Annotated in this window: 15 protein-coding genes and 1 pseudogene; 7 read left to right on the top strand and 9 right to left on the bottom strand. The window is 34.5% G+C overall.

The window, feature by feature from the left end; translation table 11 throughout:
- The 5 genes and pseudogenes from PG086_RS08595 to PG086_RS08575 all read right to left on the bottom strand — a co-directional run.
- Positions 1-66 (bottom strand): annotated as a pseudogene (locus PG086_RS08595) (cadmium transporter); the annotation flags it as partial.
- 707 nt (positions 67-773) lie between these two features.
- The gene (locus tag PG086_RS08590; RefSeq protein WP_270748624.1) at positions 774-2,924 is read right to left on the bottom strand and encodes a heavy metal translocating P-type ATPase; all 2,151 of its coding nucleotides are present in this window, start codon (positions 2,922-2,924) and stop codon (positions 774-776) included.
- A 19-nt stretch (positions 2,925-2,943) separates the two neighbouring features.
- Positions 2,944-3,393: a CopY/TcrY family copper transport repressor gene (locus PG086_RS08585; RefSeq protein WP_002908710.1), complete on the bottom strand. Its 450-nt coding sequence runs from the start codon at positions 3,391-3,393 to the stop codon at positions 2,944-2,946.
- Positions 3,394-4,089: 696 nt separating this feature from the next.
- Entirely contained in the window at positions 4,090-5,958 is a 1,869-nt protein-coding gene (locus PG086_RS08580; RefSeq protein ID WP_270748622.1) for a hypothetical protein, read from the bottom strand.
- 136 nt (positions 5,959-6,094) lie between these two features.
- Positions 6,095-7,276 (bottom strand): helix-turn-helix domain-containing protein, encoded by a 1,182-nt coding sequence (locus PG086_RS08575; protein ID WP_270748619.1) that lies wholly within the window; start codon positions 7,274-7,276, stop codon positions 6,095-6,097.
- 320 nt (positions 7,277-7,596) lie between these two features.
- Between PG086_RS08575 and PG086_RS08570 the strand changes: the two genes are divergently transcribed.
- From PG086_RS08570 to PG086_RS08540, 7 genes are all read left to right on the top strand, one after another.
- Entirely contained in the window at positions 7,597-8,127 is a 531-nt protein-coding gene (locus PG086_RS08570) for a hypothetical protein (protein WP_270748617.1), read from the top strand.
- Between the two features lie 99 nt (positions 8,128-8,226).
- Complete coding sequence (locus PG086_RS08565; protein WP_270748615.1) at positions 8,227-8,541, top strand: hypothetical protein; 315 nt, start codon at positions 8,227-8,229, stop codon at positions 8,539-8,541.
- Complete coding sequence (locus PG086_RS08560; protein WP_270748613.1) at positions 8,541-9,617, top strand: cell division protein FtsK; 1,077 nt, start codon at positions 8,541-8,543, stop codon at positions 9,615-9,617. The genes PG086_RS08565 and PG086_RS08560 overlap by 1 nt, the downstream gene beginning before the upstream one ends.
- Positions 9,618-9,620: 3 nt before the next feature.
- Positions 9,621-10,235: a hypothetical protein gene (locus tag PG086_RS08555; protein ID WP_270748611.1), complete on the top strand. Its 615-nt coding sequence runs from the start codon at positions 9,621-9,623 to the stop codon at positions 10,233-10,235.
- Between the two features lie 131 nt (positions 10,236-10,366).
- Entirely contained in the window at positions 10,367-10,954 is a 588-nt protein-coding gene (locus tag PG086_RS08550; protein ID WP_270748610.1) for a replication protein, read from the top strand.
- Entirely contained in the window at positions 10,945-11,208 is a 264-nt protein-coding gene (locus tag PG086_RS08545; RefSeq protein WP_270748609.1) for a helix-turn-helix domain-containing protein, read from the top strand. The genes PG086_RS08550 and PG086_RS08545 overlap by 10 nt, the downstream gene beginning before the upstream one ends.
- Before the next feature lie 65 nt (positions 11,209-11,273).
- A complete protein-coding gene (locus tag PG086_RS08540) occupies positions 11,274-12,491 on the top strand; it encodes a site-specific integrase (protein ID WP_270748607.1) in 1,218 nt (405 codons plus the stop codon).
- Between the two features lie 106 nt (positions 12,492-12,597).
- Here the strand turns inward: PG086_RS08540 and rpsI are convergent, their stop codons facing one another.
- From rpsI to PG086_RS08520, 4 genes are all read right to left on the bottom strand, one after another.
- A complete protein-coding gene (rpsI, locus tag PG086_RS08535) occupies positions 12,598-12,990 on the bottom strand; it encodes a 30S ribosomal protein S9 (protein WP_000075969.1) in 393 nt (130 codons plus the stop codon).
- Between the two features lie 18 nt (positions 12,991-13,008).
- Positions 13,009-13,455, bottom strand: coding sequence for a 50S ribosomal protein L13 (gene rplM, locus PG086_RS08530; protein ID WP_002876943.1), 447 nt, complete (start codon positions 13,453-13,455; stop codon positions 13,009-13,011).
- Between the two features lie 210 nt (positions 13,456-13,665).
- On the bottom strand, positions 13,666-14,865 hold the full coding sequence (locus tag PG086_RS08525; protein ID WP_270748605.1) for an ABC transporter permease: 1,200 nt from the start codon (positions 14,863-14,865) through the stop codon (positions 13,666-13,668).
- Positions 14,862-15,755, bottom strand: coding sequence for an ABC transporter ATP-binding protein (locus tag PG086_RS08520; protein WP_270748603.1), 894 nt, complete (start codon positions 15,753-15,755; stop codon positions 14,862-14,864). Before PG086_RS08520 ends, PG086_RS08525 begins: the two co-directional genes overlap by 4 nt.
- Positions 15,756-15,919 lie beyond the last annotated feature (164 nt).

Genomic DNA, 15,919 nt, shown 5'->3' with positions numbered 1-15,919 from the left:
GATAATAAGTAAGTCTACGGCTGTCCCAGAATACAGGATTATTGAAGTAACAATATTTTGAATCATAAAACACCTCATTCAAATATATTTTTGAATGTATTCTAACATTAACCTTTGTAGATGTCAACTTAAAATCCACCAATTAATAATTGCATGTCAATATTTGTATTGTGAAACTAGTTTCAGAAATATATAGTCTTAAAGTATTGTCCACTGCGAATGGTTTTTTCAATATTTAAGAGGAGATTTATAATGGTTCATTTCTATAAATTTATAAACGAGTTATATATTTTGTTTAACCAATTATTAACTATTTTTATCAATAATCACTTCATTAATTTGTACTTTTTAATTTTGATTTATTTTTCGTGCATATTTTATATGAATTTAATTCTAATACATTTTAAATAAAAAATACGCAATTTTAATTGGCACTGACCCCCGTAAATGAGAATTAAATAAAAACACCTCCAAGTTGGATTTGGTACAATATAATCAAATGCTCATGGAGGTGTCTTTTTATGGTTAAAAAACGTGTGGAGACGGTGGTATTATTGTCAAGAAAATAGAATAACATGCTATAAAACTGTCGAAATAGGTGGCTTTTAGGATTTTAACAGAAATCAGTTCTATAATAAATTAAAAATCGTGTTGGTAGAAAAATCGTCTACTTCTACCAACACGATTTTACAAAGAGCCATTACTAACATCTCTTTTTCTCCTGTAAAACTATTGTATCTTGATACTTTAAGGAGTTTCAATCATTCGATCTGTTAACCGTTATTTTTTGGATCTAAACTTAATAACATAGCATTAATGGCGACGATGACTGTTGACACAGACATTAGGATTGCTCCTAATGCAGGGCTTAATGTGATACCAATAGGAGCCAAAATTCCTGCAGCTAGAGGGATAGCTATAAAGTTATAACCAGCTCCCCAAAATAGGTTTTGTTTCATTTTACGAGTTGTTTTGTGTGCTAATTCAATGAATGATTCAATATCTCCTGGATCGGATTGAGTCAATATGACATCAGCTGAATCCAATGCAACTTGAGTTCCAGCACCTATAGCTATACCAACATCTGCTAAGGCAAGAGAAGGAGCATCATTTACACCATCACCTACCATGATAACTTTCTTTCCTTCATCTTTAAGTGTTTTAACTAACTCATATTTGTCTTGTGGAGATTGATTTGATCTATATTCAATCCCTAAATCTACTGCCGCGCCTTGAGCCGCTTTTTCATTATCACCTGTTGCCATAATTGGTTGAATATTGTTCTTTTTAAGAGCTTTAATTAACTCTTTACTCGTTGGTTTTAATTCGTCCCCTAAAGCTACAGCACCAATGGCATCATCGTTTTCTACTAAGACACTAAGAGTTGCTCCTTTTGGAATATCCATATCAAGATTACGTCCATAGGCTTTTTGACTGATTAATTGGTAACGGTGCCCACCTGCTTTACCCTCTACTCCAGCACCGGAAATCACATCAATCGAATCAAAAGATGCTGGACGAATATTTTGCTGCTCGGCGAAACTTATAATTGATTGAGCAATTGGGTGGCTAGATCCTCCTTCAATACCTGCCAATAAGGCAATGATTTCCTCTTTTGTATATTTGTCATTAAGAAGTTTTACATCTAATACTTTAAATTCACCAGTTGTTAAAGTACCCGTTTTATCTAAAATCATCACATCTGCATCTTGAGCTATTTCTAAGGCTTGGCGGTCTTTTACTAGTAAGCCACGGCTAGCTCCTAAGCTTGTGCTACGGGCGGTTACCAATGGAATAGCCAGACCCAATGCGTGCGGACAAGCAATAACTAATGTAGTAATAGTAAATATAACTGCCGTTGGTACATCTTCTATAACCATCCACACTACAAAAGCAATTAGCGCGACAATAACAGCAATATAGAAGAGCCACCCTGCAACCTTTTGAGCAATATTTTCTGCTCTGGAAGGCTGACTTTGAGCTTGGCTGATTAAATTCTGAACTTGAGAGATGAAGGATTGATCACCTGTCTCAAGCACTTTAATATAAAGAACCCCTTCTCCATTTGTTGAGCCCCCGATTACTTCATCGCCAGGGCCTTTTTTAACTGCTTTTGATTCTCCAGTCAAAAGAGCTTCATTTAAACGTGATTCGCCACGCTCGATAATCCCGTCTGCTGGCACATTTTCTCCGGCTTGAACACGAATTAAATCACCTACCTGTAAGCCAGCAACTGGTCGTGTTTCAATTGAATCGTCTTCTAATACAACGTGAGCATCTTTTGGCACTAACTTAGCCAATTCTGCTTGTGCGTCTCCTGCTTCTCCAATAGCTTTCATCTCAATCCAGTGACCTAATAGCATGATTAATAGTAATGAAGCAAATTCAAAGAAAAAGTCCATCACGTGTTCACCCGTTACGTAGGTAATGATCACAGCATAAATACTGTATAAATATGAAACACTTAAACCTAAAGAAACGAGTGCCATCATTCCAGGTTCTTTTTGTTTAAATTCGTCAACTGCACCTTGATAGAATGGACGTCCACCATAAATAATTAATATAGTAGATAAAATAGCTACTACAATATCAGAATATGGAAAAGTAAACTGGAATGGTAGTTCAAATCCATGCAAAGGGACTAAGAGCATAATAATGATTCCTAGTGGCAATGACTTTAAGAAAAGTTCCTTAAAGCTTCCGTGATGATGGTGGGCATGCCCACTGTGTCCGCTGTGATCATGTCCACTGTGCCCGCTGTGATCATGTCCACTGTGCCCGCCGTGATCATGCCCAGCATGATGTACTTGATGTTGATCCTTATAGTATCCATGTTCATCTGTGATTCCATGCTCGTGTTTTAACTTATCCATGTCGTCATAATCATGGTGATTATGGGACGAATATTTGTTGTCATTATTCATTTTAAATTCCTCCTTATGCTTAATGATGATGTAAATGACATTCGCATTGTCCTTCTGGACAATTGCAATCCACTTCTTCTACTGCGAAAGATTTTTTCATCTCTAATATTTTTTCTAGTCGATCTATATCATCGAAGCTTAAAACATGATCTTCAATGATGCTTCCTATTACATTTCCGACTTTCTTATTGCAAATACGGTTAAAAATATCTTCTGCATAATCCCTAACGGCTTCTGTCTCTTCAATATTGGCAGTGTAAATAAACTTTCTACCTTCATGCTCTGTATTTAGTACGCCTTTTCCAACTAATCGACCTAAGATCGTTTTGATAGTGGATTGTGTCCAGTCCATTTTTTCTTGCAATACGGAAATGACTTTTTTACTAGTTACTCGATCATTTGCCCAAACTACACGCATGACTTCCCATTCTGCATCTGTGATATAAGTATTAAATTCTATTGTGCTCATTCTCCTTCCCCCTAGTCGTTTACAGATGTAAACAAATATGTTTAAAATAAGTTTACCGTTGTAAACGAATTATGTCAAGTCTTTTTATTAAATTCTCACTTTTTGGGGTCAGTCCCTTAAAACATGCTATTTTTATCATTGATAAATATTAATAGCTAACTTTCCGAAAAACAACTATTTTTTATACAAAAAAGACATCCAAGAGAAAATTCTTGAATGTCTGTAAACGTTGATAGTATCGTATTGATTAACGTTTTGAGAATTGTGATGCTTTACGAGCTTTCTTCAAGTCTGGTTGGGGCACCACTTATTTCATCTAAATTCAAAGTTCTTTAAAATCAACGCTTTTATGAGTGTTCAAAAAAGAAAAATTCAGCTAATTTCAATCAATTTCATCAAAATAAGGTGAACTTTCATTAAAAATAAACAGAAAGCGAACCAGAATATCAAAAGTTTACCTTATTTGGTTTTTACAGACAGAAATCAAGCAGACATTCACTACTCGTCAGTTATGACGAAAAATATTGATTTAAAGTGATTCTTAATATTCTAAAATTAATTATATCGCAATATAAATCAACCGAATAACCATTTTTTAAATAAATTAGATTTTCGTATATATAAGAAACGCCCTAACAAAAGTTAGAGTGTTTTTTGTAGTATTCTTTTTCTTGATAATTTATAAACTTTGAAAAACTATTTCTTAGATTGTCTTAATTGTGTGTAGTATTCTAGCTCATCATTGATTCTCATTACATAAAAAATAACAATCTGAAGCAACTCTAAATAATTCTGTATATGTTCTTTTTCGCTTTTATAAGCAAATTTACCATGAGAAAATTTATTTCTTATCTTTAATCCATTACCATATTTTTTATCATCCAAAATATAAGATAAATAATTATTTTCATGTTCAGAAAAAAGATTATCTGAATATTCACAATACCCTTTCTTACAAAGGTCTTCTGCAATATCTAGGATCAGTTTATCTTTATAGTATAGACAATATGTACCTGACTTCCATAATTTATTCAAAATGTTAATTTCTTGGAAATTTGTAAATGTTATCAATTCATTTGATAGTTTTAGAAGATTCTTATCTATTAAAATTTTTATCTGTTTTACTTGATAATCTTCAAAATCTGTAATTTTTACACCAGATTTAATATGTTTAAAGAATGTAGAATGTTCTTTTTTTGACGAGATAAAGCTTAGGGTACTTTGGTCAGAGAAAAGAGTTGAAAATAAAGCTGAATTATCAGAAGTATAACTCAATTTTAAAAATTTTTTCTCATTAAACGATTTTAATGATGCATAAGAAGAGGCTTTAGATTTAATCTCTAATAAACCTTGGTCGATTTCCCTGTGTCTAAAAAATAGTTCGTATTGGTCTAGGATACTATCCATCTCACAAATTATAGATTTTCCTCTTTCATAATAAGAAGATTCTTTATTGGAAGCGTGGAAGTGAAATCCTTTTATATTCAACTCAGTTTCTAAATAAATGTTGAAGTACCAATTAATAATCTCCTCAATATCAATATCATTTTTCTTTAGATAATCAAAATATGCATAAAATAATAAACCATAAGACTGTTTTAAATGAGAATCGTAGTCTTCGAAATGAGCATTTGATTTTTGGGAAAATAAACGAGTGAAACTAAATATTTCATCATTTGCAACCAACCAAGGCAAGCCTGTTTCATAATTAAAAAAACCAAATATATAAATATAATTGTTTAATAAAGTTGGGAAATCATGATGTTCATCCAGTATCATTTTATTAATAATGATTCCGTTACTTTCACAAACATATAACTGATCTAATTCTAAAGGAGAGATACTGACAGACTGAGAATAATGCATTCCCTCATTGGTTTCAAAATGTTTTTCCCAAAATTTATCACTTTTTCTTTTAGCTAAAAGCTTAATCTCATCATCAAACTCATATTTGCTTAATTTTTTATACTCAACAATTGATTGTAAATAATTGGGGTTAATACTATCTGTCTGACAGTATTCTTTTGCTAGATTATTTATCTCTTCATTTGTGATACCTAATTTAATATATAAACCATTAGAATCTGTATATTTTCCTGATTGATGATTCAGGAAAAATTCTATATTTCTAGACAGAGAGAGAAAATTTTCTTTGATAACTTGCGGGAATAGGTTAATCAGTTTTGTAACATTTTTAAGATTCATTGTCTGGATATTATATTTTTTAATGTATGATTCAAACTGACTAACATCATCTTTATTAATTTTTCCTAAGGATAGTACTAACTCCCAGAAGATATCTTTATAAAAAATATCAATACTATCATAGTCTATTTCAAATATGGTAATTGGGAAATTCTCGGATAAATCGTTATGAAATTTTCTAATTAGATGTTTGAATTTAGAAAATTCATTTTCTGTTTTTAACAATTTTAGGATTAAATGGGTTTCTATCAAATTATTAATTTCAGTTGAAGGCTTATAAGTTTCAATGTATTCCAGAGCCATATCGTATTGATATGGTTCTATTACACTATTAGGGGCATGAAATCTTTGGCTTGACATATTTTTAATATTCCTTATGTTCATTTGATTATTTTTTATCGCATTAATATTATATAGTGTTTGGGCATGCCGTTATTTAGGGTTAACTTAAATCAATTTTCATCCTTAATAAATATCTACACATAATTTGAAGATTCTAACCTCCCCTTGTCCATTGTATTGGTAAATCTTCTAAAATGCTTAGTAAGGTTATTGAATAGTCTGTTATATTTTTTTTCAAATACGATATGCAAGCTAATCGAACATCATCTTTTACTAGTGGGGCAAAATTATCAACCACTTCAATATACGAACTATGACTAGAAAGAAAATCGACTTTGTCTTGTATCTTTTTTTCCAAAGAATCAAGTATAGATTTAGCAAATTTGTCATCATCACTCTTGTATATTTTCCAATTTAAATATATCAAAAATTCTTTGCTAGGAACTGGTAAATCTATAAAATTCGGTTCCAAAATGCTTTGTTCGTATAGAAATAAATAATATGCAGAAAAATAACTGAATCGTTCTAGTTCGTGAATAAAGATATCTTTCATTAATCTTATATTTGAAGAAAAGATATTTACAACAATACCCATGTGAGAATCTATCTCGTGTTTTGCGGAAAGAGTAGGTTTATCTTTAAGTAACTCATCCGAGTAATTTAAAATAGTTTTTTCTCCCAACATTCTTAATAGAGTTGGTGAGGATTTTAAAATTCTATCTATTGTCATTATGCTTTCAAGGCAAGAAGATCGGTAAAGTTCATATTTATCAAAATTTCTATATTTTTTACGTACACTAGATTCTGCTATCTCATAGATCATATTCTTTGAAATCTCTTTCATTTCCTCCAAGGGGAAATCATTTTTCTGAACATATTCTTTTATCTCATTAATAATGCTATCTAGAGAGCGATCTAATGATGTCTTGTTTTTGTATAATTCTTTATTAGATCTATATCTAATAGAATCGCTATGTATTGAATTTAATTTATTGAGTTTGTCTATATTTTTATTTAACTGATATCCTTCATTACTTCGAGTATAGTATGCAAATAACGGTAGGTAGTATTCAAACAGAAAATCTAGTGTTTCTGTTATCATTTCGTATTCTTTATTTCTTATTGATACACCTGTCTTTGAAATACTCTCTTCAGAAATATGTAGAACTTCAATTATTTTTTTTAATGTACTTTTATGTGGCGTACTGGTTCCATTTAACCATGGGCGAACTGCTCTAGGCGTTTTTCCTGTCATTTTAGCAAGTTGCTCAACTGATATATTCTCATTTTGTAAAATCCTATTTAACTTTTTATAATCAAAATTTTTACTTTCCATAATTCAATTATATCATTTTTTAGGAAGTTTCATTTTTTAAAATAGCTATAAAACTTCCCAAGTATTGATTTAATAGTCTTATTGGCAGAAAATTAAATTGTTTTTTTCAGATAAAATAGAATTATCAAGAAAAACTTGATAAATAATTAAATAGTTCTTTTTGATGGCCATCAAATTGACGGATTGAAGCTCAAAATATAGACAGTCATATTAGCTATCTATATTTTGTTAAGTCTCGCCGTTTATTTGGTGTGCTTTTTTGTACCATTCGGTTAAACTCTGTTTAGTTTCTTTCCGTCTTCGAACGCAAAGGAAGTAAAATGACATCATATAGAAAAGTGATAACAGAATTGTATTGCAAGTTACTAGGTGAAGAGCTCAAAAAAATACTTAATGAACGAGAAATGTTACAAAATCAAATTGGATATGAAACAGCTGAAGGGGAAGTTGAGTTATTATCCGAAACAACAGTTGGACAAATTCTAAAGGGAAAAAGAAATATTAGTTTTAATGCTTCGTTAGCTTTTCAGACCAGTTTAGATTATAAAAATCCTAGGGAATTATTTTTCCCGAGTATTGAATTCGAACTACTACTTATTGAAAATATAATATCTACAATTTTGATAGATCCTACGTTTGAAAATACTTTTCTAAAAAAGTTAATAGCAAAAAAATTTTCCAATGTCTCGAAGAAAGAAGTATCGCAAATCATTGAAAAAAATAAAAAAATTTTTCTAGACTCCTTATCAAGCTTTATTTCAGATTTTCCAGAAGAAGAAACATCCTATCAAATTGCTGAAAAAATAACTGATTGGTTATCTGAATTTGCCTGCCTCATATCACAATTTTAAAGATAGACTGTCATAAAAACTGACAGTCTACTTCATGAAATTACGTTAAACTAAGATTGTTCTTAGCTAAGACAAATAATCAAATACGAGGTAAATCTAATGAAAACACGCAATCGCAACGGTGGCTACTCAGTCAATACTGCTAACGAATATATTAACAACAAGCAGGGCATTCTCTGCTTGAGCACCGAACTAGAAGCACAAATTAAATTTGAAGACGGCCAACCAACAGGTGAAATCATTGCTTATAAAGCTTGGTTCTCACAAAAAGGACTTCCGCCCTTTACCGTCAAATTTGAATCCGAAGTGGAGCTACCATCTTATATGGCATTGGTACAGTTTGATAATCTTCAAGCCTGCGAAGTTGGCTTTAACGTCTACTTCAAAGCTGACAATCTCAAGGAGGTCAAATAATGACGAATAGAGAACTGGGACAATATCTGCTCCAAAGCCTCAATATGGGACTTGGGAGCATTATGCAAGGAGAAACCAGCTATACTAATAGCTTTGACTGCAAAATTATGGACGAAGGGTTCCTCTTTCTTCCTCGTTTGCCAGCTGGTTATATCATTGATGATGAACTCTATCAGAAAATTTTCCTGATTGCGAATGCTGCTCTTTATCCTCGCTTCACTCTTCTCAAACAAAATTCAGCCTATTTTATGGCACTAGATACAAATGATATTCATGTCCAGCGTGGGCTCTTCTTCCCTTGGACAGCAGGCGTTTCTGAACGCCTAGTGATTCCTGATTTGGATGGATTCACGACAAAACAGAAGGGAAATCTTATTCCCATCATGAAAAATCTTACTCTTGACTTTAACAAAGTAACTTCTATGGCTATCGCTGGGAACAGCGGATCAGGTAAATCTTATGCTCTAACCTATTTTCTCAATATGCTCAAAAATATTTCTGACTTAATTATTGTAGACCCTAAATTTGATACGCCTAGCCGTTGGGCTCGTGAAAATGGAATTGCCGTTCTACACCCTCAGAAAAATCGCTCTAAATCAGACTTTGTTTCAGAAATCAATGAGAACCTAAGCGCCTGCTTGAATCTTATTCAACAGAGACAGGAAATTCTCTATGATAAGCCAGACCATCCATTTGAACATTTAACTATCGTCATTGATGAAGTACTTGCATTAACCGAGGGAGTCAATAAAACCATCAAGGACTCTTTCTTTTCGCTTCTATCTCAAATTGCTTTGCTTGGGCGAGCTACAAAAGTCCATCTTTTTCTAGTCAGTCAGCGTTTCGACCATACATCTATCCCAATTTCTGTTCGGGAACAATTAAATGTCTTAATTCAAATTGGTAATATCAACAAGAAGACAACGCAATTTCTATTCCCTGATTTAGACCCTGAAGGCATTGTTATCCCTATTGGAAAAGGAACTGGACTTATTCAGATTATTGATAATGAACATCCTTATCAAGTTTTACCTCTCCTTTGTCCTACCTATTATACAAAGAAAGGCATTCTGTAACCTATGAAAAAAACTTTCTTTCAAACGACTTACAACCTAAATGCGAACTTAATAATCCTTGCGTTGCTTAGCTTTCTCTTTAAGATTGGAATCAACTTACTTATTCAAATGTTAGAAACCACTAAACTCTCTGAAATGCAAGGACTTTTTACAACAATACTAGATAAGTTGACTGCTCTTGAACATTACATTCAACTATTGTCATTCTGCCTTATTCTCATTCCTACTCTTTTGGTTAGCATTGAGTTAGTTCAAAGATTTTTAAAAGATTCATTATGGAATTATTTCAAGTCTATTTACCAGACTTCTAGAATGAGACAATTTCTGAAGCAAGATGAACAATATGAATCGATGAATACAATTGAGAATCAGACCGTTACTCGCATCAACCCCATTTTAAAAAGTTTCAATCACTCTGTCTTAGGGTGTACAGTAGATGTAAGAAAAGAAAACGTCACTGTCTTACTTGCCATTCCAAGAACTCAACAGGCTCAGAAGTTACTGAAAGAAATGGAAGATGATATCAAGGAAGAAATTTCAAACAGAAATCCACACTATTATTTTTCTTCACCCCATCGAAAAGGTAATAAACTTTGGTTTACAGGAACTAAGAGATAAAGGAAAATATGGGGCTTGGCTCACATAGTGAAAGCCAATAGCCCCGTATTTTCAAAATCATCTATTCACGTGTAATGGGGTTACTACGACCCCCATTACACCAATAATCATCAATCATAGAAAGGAAATAAATGGCTAAAGAAAAACGATCGAACAAGTGGGCTTTCCTTCTTTATCAGGAAAGTGCCCCTGAGCATTATCTGGATGTTTTAGAGAACATGCATATCCCCTTTGTTCTCAGCCCATGGCACGACAAAGACATCAACAAGGAAACGGGAGAATTTAAAAAAGCTCACAAGCATGGAGCATTATATTTTGATTCACTCAAAAGCTATTCTCAAGTTTCCGAATTACTAATTAAGAACCTCAATACACCGGCCCATGTAGAACCTGTTATGTCTCCTAAAGGAATGTATGACTACTTCACTCATGCAGAAAATCCTGAAAAGACTCTGTACGATATCAATCAAATTGAAACTGGTTGTGGCTTTGAGCTAGATAAATTTCTTATCAGCAACAACAGTGACGAATTTCTTTCAATGGTAATTGATATGATAGAAGAACATAATTTTACAGAATTTAACAACTTAGTAAGATACGCTAGAAAAGAGAATCAGCAGTTGCTAAGTTTAGTTATGGATAAAACTTACTTCTTTGCAAAATATCTGGACTCACGCCGTCATTCTAGATATGGGAAGGAGGATAACGAATGCAAGTAATCCTACCAGATGAGCAAATTCAGCAAATTCAACTATTACTATCCAATCTTATTCAAAAAGAAATTAAACAACAATTAGAAAAAAATCTTTTAAGTTGTCCCTATTTGAACAAACAACAGACTTGCGACTATTTAGGAATTTCCAACAACACTCTTGATTCATGGATTCAAAAGGGGCTTCCATCCATTAAAATTGGAAAAACAATTCGATTCCACAAAGAATCTATTGACCGCTGGCTAAACAGTAACAACTAGAAAAATCAAGATTTTTATTTTATAATGGTCATGATATTTTCTGGTTCGATGAAAAGGAGAATATCATGACTATCAGTAAGACAAAAAACGGAACTTACCGCTTAAAAGTCTATATACCAATAGAAGCACGAATGCCTCTTGGCATCGTTAATAATAACTATTATGATAAAAGGTTTAAAACAAGAAAGGAGGCACGACAAGCAGAGATAGACTTACTCACGAAGTTAAACCAAATTGAAGATAATGCGTTTTCGGGACTAGGCAAAGAAGATATTCTTTTCTCAGACTTCTATACTAATATTTGGTGGGAATCCTATAAAGCAGGACAAACTACATCTACTTCTAAACCACCAAGCAGGTCAACAATTGCCAATACCAAAACATGTTTTGAAAAGCATATACTACCACTTCTTGGCAACTATACGATTCAATTTTTAAACCAAAATAAACAGGTTATTCTAAATTTAATGACGTCAAAAGCTAACGAATATGCAAACTTCAAAACTTTACGAAGTTACGTTATTTCTATTTTTGATTGGGCGGAAGAACTTGAGTATATTGAAGCAAATAGAGTTGCAAAAACTTTAAGGCGAATTAAGGCTGTCAAAAAAATTCAACTTGCAGAATCAAAACGTGATGAAGATTTATATTTAACTCATGAGCAACTCCAAGAGTGGTTTTCAGCCTTTAAAGAGGATTTAGAGAATGATAAAATATCACTCAAAGATTACGTCCTTTTCTATCTCACTTTTTTCCTCGGAGATAGAAAATCAGAAACATATGCTCTCCAGTGGAAACATATCGAGTTTTCAAAATCTCAGATTCAGTTAATTCAGGCTTTAGATAGATACGGACAAGTAAAATCTACCAAAGGAAATAAAAAAACAATCTTTTCTATTTCTAGTGACTTACTTCAACTTCTGACTTCATGGAAAAAACAACAAAAATATGAACTGGCAAAGTTTGGTATCATCAGTAATCCAGAACAATTCATCTTTACTTACATAGATACCAAAGGTAATATCAATAAACCTTTACATTCTGACTATCTCAATAATAAGATGAAAACTATCAGAAAGCGACACCCAGAGCTTACACACGCTACGCCACACAAACTACGTCATACGGGAGCAACGCTCGCTAAACAAGCAGGAATGAGCATAGAAGCCATTTCCGAAGCCCTAACACACAGCGATACAGGTACAACACAGATTTATGTCAATACTTCTAATGTAGTCCCTATGGCAGTCGGTGAATTTGCCTTAAAGTCTCTAAAACAATGAGGTGAAAATAAGGTAAATTTTGAGGTGAACTTTTTCAAAAAACATAAAAAAAGCACCCATGAGGTAAACTCTTGAGTGCTTTGAAACGTTGATATAATCGTATTGATTAACGTTTTGAGAATTGTGATGCTTTACGAGCTTTCTTAAGACCTGGTTTCTTACGTTCAACTTTACGTGAGTCACGTGTAAGAAGGCCTGCGCGTTTCAATGAATCGCGGAAGTCTGGGTCTACTTGAAGAAGGGCACGAGCGATACCGTGACGGATAGCTCCTGCTTGACCAGCGTATCCACCACCTACAACGTTAACGAAAACGTCGTATGAACCTACAGTTGAAGTAACTGCGAATGGTTGGTTGATAACAAGACGAAGGTCAGCGTGTGGGATGTACTCTTCAACATCTTTTTTGTTAACAGTGATTTTACCAGTTCCTGGAACAAGGCGAACGCGTGCAACAGCGTTTTTACGACGTCCAGTACCTGCATATTGTGCTTGTGACATACTTTATTGTTCCTTTCCTTAGATAAGTCCTGAAATATCAAGAACTTCTGGTTGTTGTGCAGCGTGAGTGTGCTCAGCTCCAACGAATACTTTCAATTTCATACCTTGAGCGCGACCAAGAGTATTGTGTGGAAGCATACCTTTAACTGATTTTTCGATCAAACGTACTGCATTTTTAGAACGAAGTTCACCAGCAGAGATTGATTTCAATCCACCTGGGTGGTTTGAGTGAGTGTAGTAGATCTTATCAGTTGCTTTTTTACCAGTCAATTTAACTTTTTCAGCATTGATAACGATTACGAAGTCACCTGTATCAGTATGTGGTGTAAATGTTGGTTTGTTTTTTCCGCGAAGTACGCTAGCAACAACTGCTGAAAGGCGTCCAAGAGGTACATCAGTTGCGTCAACAACGTACCATTTGCGTTCTACTTGGCCTGGTTTAGCCATGAATGTAGTTTTGTTCATGATTTCTCCTATATGAATATCGTTTTTGTTTACTGGGCGGATGTTCCGGTCCGCGGGGTATTTGAAAGGTTCCGGGGCCTTACAAATGGGGTAAACAATACCGTCTACTATCATACCAAATTTTACTACTAAAAGTCAATAGATATGAAAAATATTTTTGCCGATTTCAGTGTTTAACATCTAGAAAAACCTCGCTTTTGCGAGGCTCTCCTATTTATAAGCTAAGGCACGTTTAAAGGTTTTCCAGATTCCCAAATCATCCGTTTGAAGGACTAGACTAGCATACATGCGTCCGATAAAGGCTGTTGCAGTTACTGCAAAAACAACCGTTATGGCAAGTGAAATCCAAGCTTCTAGACCACTTGCATACCCATTAATAGCTCTAAATGGCATAAAGAAGGTCGAGATGAAAGGAATATAGGAACCAATTTTCAGAACTAAATTGTCTCCTGCAGCACCTAGAGCGGTCACTCCAACGAATCCTGCGATAATCAAGATCATCAGTGGCGACAAGGCCTTTCCTGAATCCTCAGGGCGAGAAACCATAGAACCTAGGAAGGCTGCCAAAACAACATACATAAAGAGACTAACCAATACAAACAATAAGGTATTGAGCGAGAAGGCATCTCCTAGATGATTTAAAATACCAGATTGAGCTAAGATTGGTAGGTCTTTAAAGAGAAGAATGGCAGCCAGCCCACCCACGACGTAAATGCCAATATGAGTCAAAATCACAAGGAGCAGAGCCAGCATACGAGCGTAGAAATAATGACTAGCTCGGATACTAGAGAAGACCACCTCCATGATTTTAGTTCCTTTCTCGCTAGCCACTTCCTGAGCGGTGACGCTAGCATAGGTAATCAAGATCATATAAAGGAAAAATCCTAAGCCCAATGCCGCCATGTTCTGCACTGTTTTTTTATTTTCTTTAGCTTCATCAATCTTCTCTGTATAGTCAACAGTTTGACTCAAGTATTTTTCCTGCTCTTGAGACAAATTAGCTGCCGAACGATTCAGTTGATACTGCAGTTCATTTAGCTTATTGGTTACAGCCAGCTTGATGCCACTTTCAAGAGAAGTTTCACCGTGATAGACGGCCTTGAGAACACTGTCCTCTTGGTCAATGGTTAGGTAACCCTTGATTTTCTCATCCTTGATAGCAGCCTGGGCACTGGCTTCGTCCTTATAATCAAAATTGATACCATTGGTACCCTTGAGTCCCTCAGCTACAGATGGCACTGTTGTTACTACTGCTACCTTGCTATTTTTAGCCATCGAAGAATTTTGGAGATAGCCGATTCCTACAGATAATCCTAAAAAGAGGAACGGCGAAATCACCATAAAGAAGAAACTCCACGACTTGACATGTCGAAGATAGGTTTCCTTCATTACAACCCACATATTTCTCATACTTCCACCCCTGATTCTAGTTTAAAGATTTCATCGATTGTTGGAGCTTGTTGGTCAAAGGTCGCGATATATTGACCTTGAGTGAGGATGGGGAAGAGTTCCCTTCCAGCGTCCTCATCATCTAGGATTAATTTCCAACTGCCTTGCTTGGTCAAGCTCACCTGTTTGACATGAGGAAGGTTTTCCAGTTCTTCCTTGCTTCGTTCACTTGAAACAAAGAGACGTGTTTTTCCGTATTGATTACGGACATCCTGAACTGGTCCATGCAAGACCACACGCCCATCACGAATCATCAGAATATCATCACAAAGTTCCTCGACGTTGGTCATGACATGGTCAGAAAAGATAATGATTGCACCGCGCTCTTTCTCTTTCAAGATGACCTGTTTGAGCAACTCGGTATTGACTGGATCCAAACCACTAAAAGGCTCATCCAAGATAATTAAGTCTGGTTCATGGATCAAGGTGATGATCAACTGAATTTTCTGCTGATTCCCTTTAGAGAGACTCTTGATTTTGTCGGTCAATTTCCCCTTCACTTCCAATTTTTCCATCCATTGAGGGAGTTTTTCCTTGACCTCCTTAGCATCCATGCCCTTTAGAGTAGCCAAGTAGCGAACTTGTTCAAGGACTGTCAACTTGGGCATGAGGCTGCGTTCCTCAGGCAGATAACCAATCCGAGTATAGGTTTCCTGACGAATTTCCTGCCCATCCAGACTGATCTCTCCTTGATACTCTAAAAATTTCAACATACTGTGGAAAATCGTTGTTTTCCCAGCACCATTTTTTCCGACCAAGCCCAGAATCCTTCCCGGACTTGCCTGAAAATCGACACCAAACAAGACTTGCTTGGAACCGAAACTTTTCTCTAGATTTCTTACTTCTAGCATCTTTCACCTCCGAAATTTCTTGCACTCATTATACTCCTTTTTGACAGCCTTTACAATGATTTTTGTCCATTTTTATCGATATTATTTATAGTAAAAATCTACCAAATCTAAGGTTTTTAAGCGCTCTAGTAATAACTTAAGTATAACTCATTAAAGGCTTTCTG

Source organism: Streptococcus halitosis, from assembly GCF_027691175.1.
Lineage (GTDB): Bacteria > Bacillota > Bacilli > Lactobacillales > Streptococcaceae > Streptococcus > Streptococcus halitosis_A.
Note: the sequence above shows the minus strand (reverse complement) of the source record. Positions and strands in the feature narration are given on the sequence as shown.

What these genes read in the sequence shown, in the direction of transcription:
- PG086_RS08590 (WP_270748624.1), bottom strand. Translation starts at nt 2,924, where the DNA reads ATGAATAATGACAACAAATATTCGTCCCATAATCACCATGATTATGAC.
- PG086_RS08585 (WP_002908710.1), bottom strand. Translation starts at nt 3,393, where the DNA reads ATGAGCACAATAGAATTTAATACTTATATCACAGATGCAGAATGGGAA.
- PG086_RS08580 (WP_270748622.1), bottom strand. Translation starts at nt 5,958, where the DNA reads ATGTCAAGCCAAAGATTTCATGCCCCTAATAGTGTAATAGAACCATAT.
- PG086_RS08575 (WP_270748619.1), bottom strand. Translation starts at nt 7,276, where the DNA reads ATGGAAAGTAAAAATTTTGATTATAAAAAGTTAAATAGGATTTTACAA.
- PG086_RS08570 (WP_270748617.1), top strand. Translation starts at nt 7,597, where the DNA reads ATGACATCATATAGAAAAGTGATAACAGAATTGTATTGCAAGTTACTA.
- PG086_RS08565 (WP_270748615.1), top strand. Translation starts at nt 8,227, where the DNA reads ATGAAAACACGCAATCGCAACGGTGGCTACTCAGTCAATACTGCTAAC.
- PG086_RS08560 (WP_270748613.1), top strand. Translation starts at nt 8,541, where the DNA reads ATGACGAATAGAGAACTGGGACAATATCTGCTCCAAAGCCTCAATATG.
- PG086_RS08555 (WP_270748611.1), top strand. Translation starts at nt 9,621, where the DNA reads ATGAAAAAAACTTTCTTTCAAACGACTTACAACCTAAATGCGAACTTA.
- PG086_RS08550 (WP_270748610.1), top strand. Translation starts at nt 10,367, where the DNA reads ATGGCTAAAGAAAAACGATCGAACAAGTGGGCTTTCCTTCTTTATCAG.
- PG086_RS08545 (WP_270748609.1), top strand. Translation starts at nt 10,945, where the DNA reads ATGCAAGTAATCCTACCAGATGAGCAAATTCAGCAAATTCAACTATTA.
- PG086_RS08540 (WP_270748607.1), top strand. Translation starts at nt 11,274, where the DNA reads ATGACTATCAGTAAGACAAAAAACGGAACTTACCGCTTAAAAGTCTAT.
- rpsI (WP_000075969.1), bottom strand. Translation starts at nt 12,990, where the DNA reads ATGTCACAAGCACAATATGCAGGTACTGGACGTCGTAAAAACGCTGTT.
- rplM (WP_002876943.1), bottom strand. Translation starts at nt 13,455, where the DNA reads ATGAACAAAACTACATTCATGGCTAAACCAGGCCAAGTAGAACGCAAA.
- PG086_RS08525 (WP_270748605.1), bottom strand. Translation starts at nt 14,865, where the DNA reads ATGAGAAATATGTGGGTTGTAATGAAGGAAACCTATCTTCGACATGTC.
- PG086_RS08520 (WP_270748603.1), bottom strand. Translation starts at nt 15,755, where the DNA reads ATGCTAGAAGTAAGAAATCTAGAGAAAAGTTTCGGTTCCAAGCAAGTC.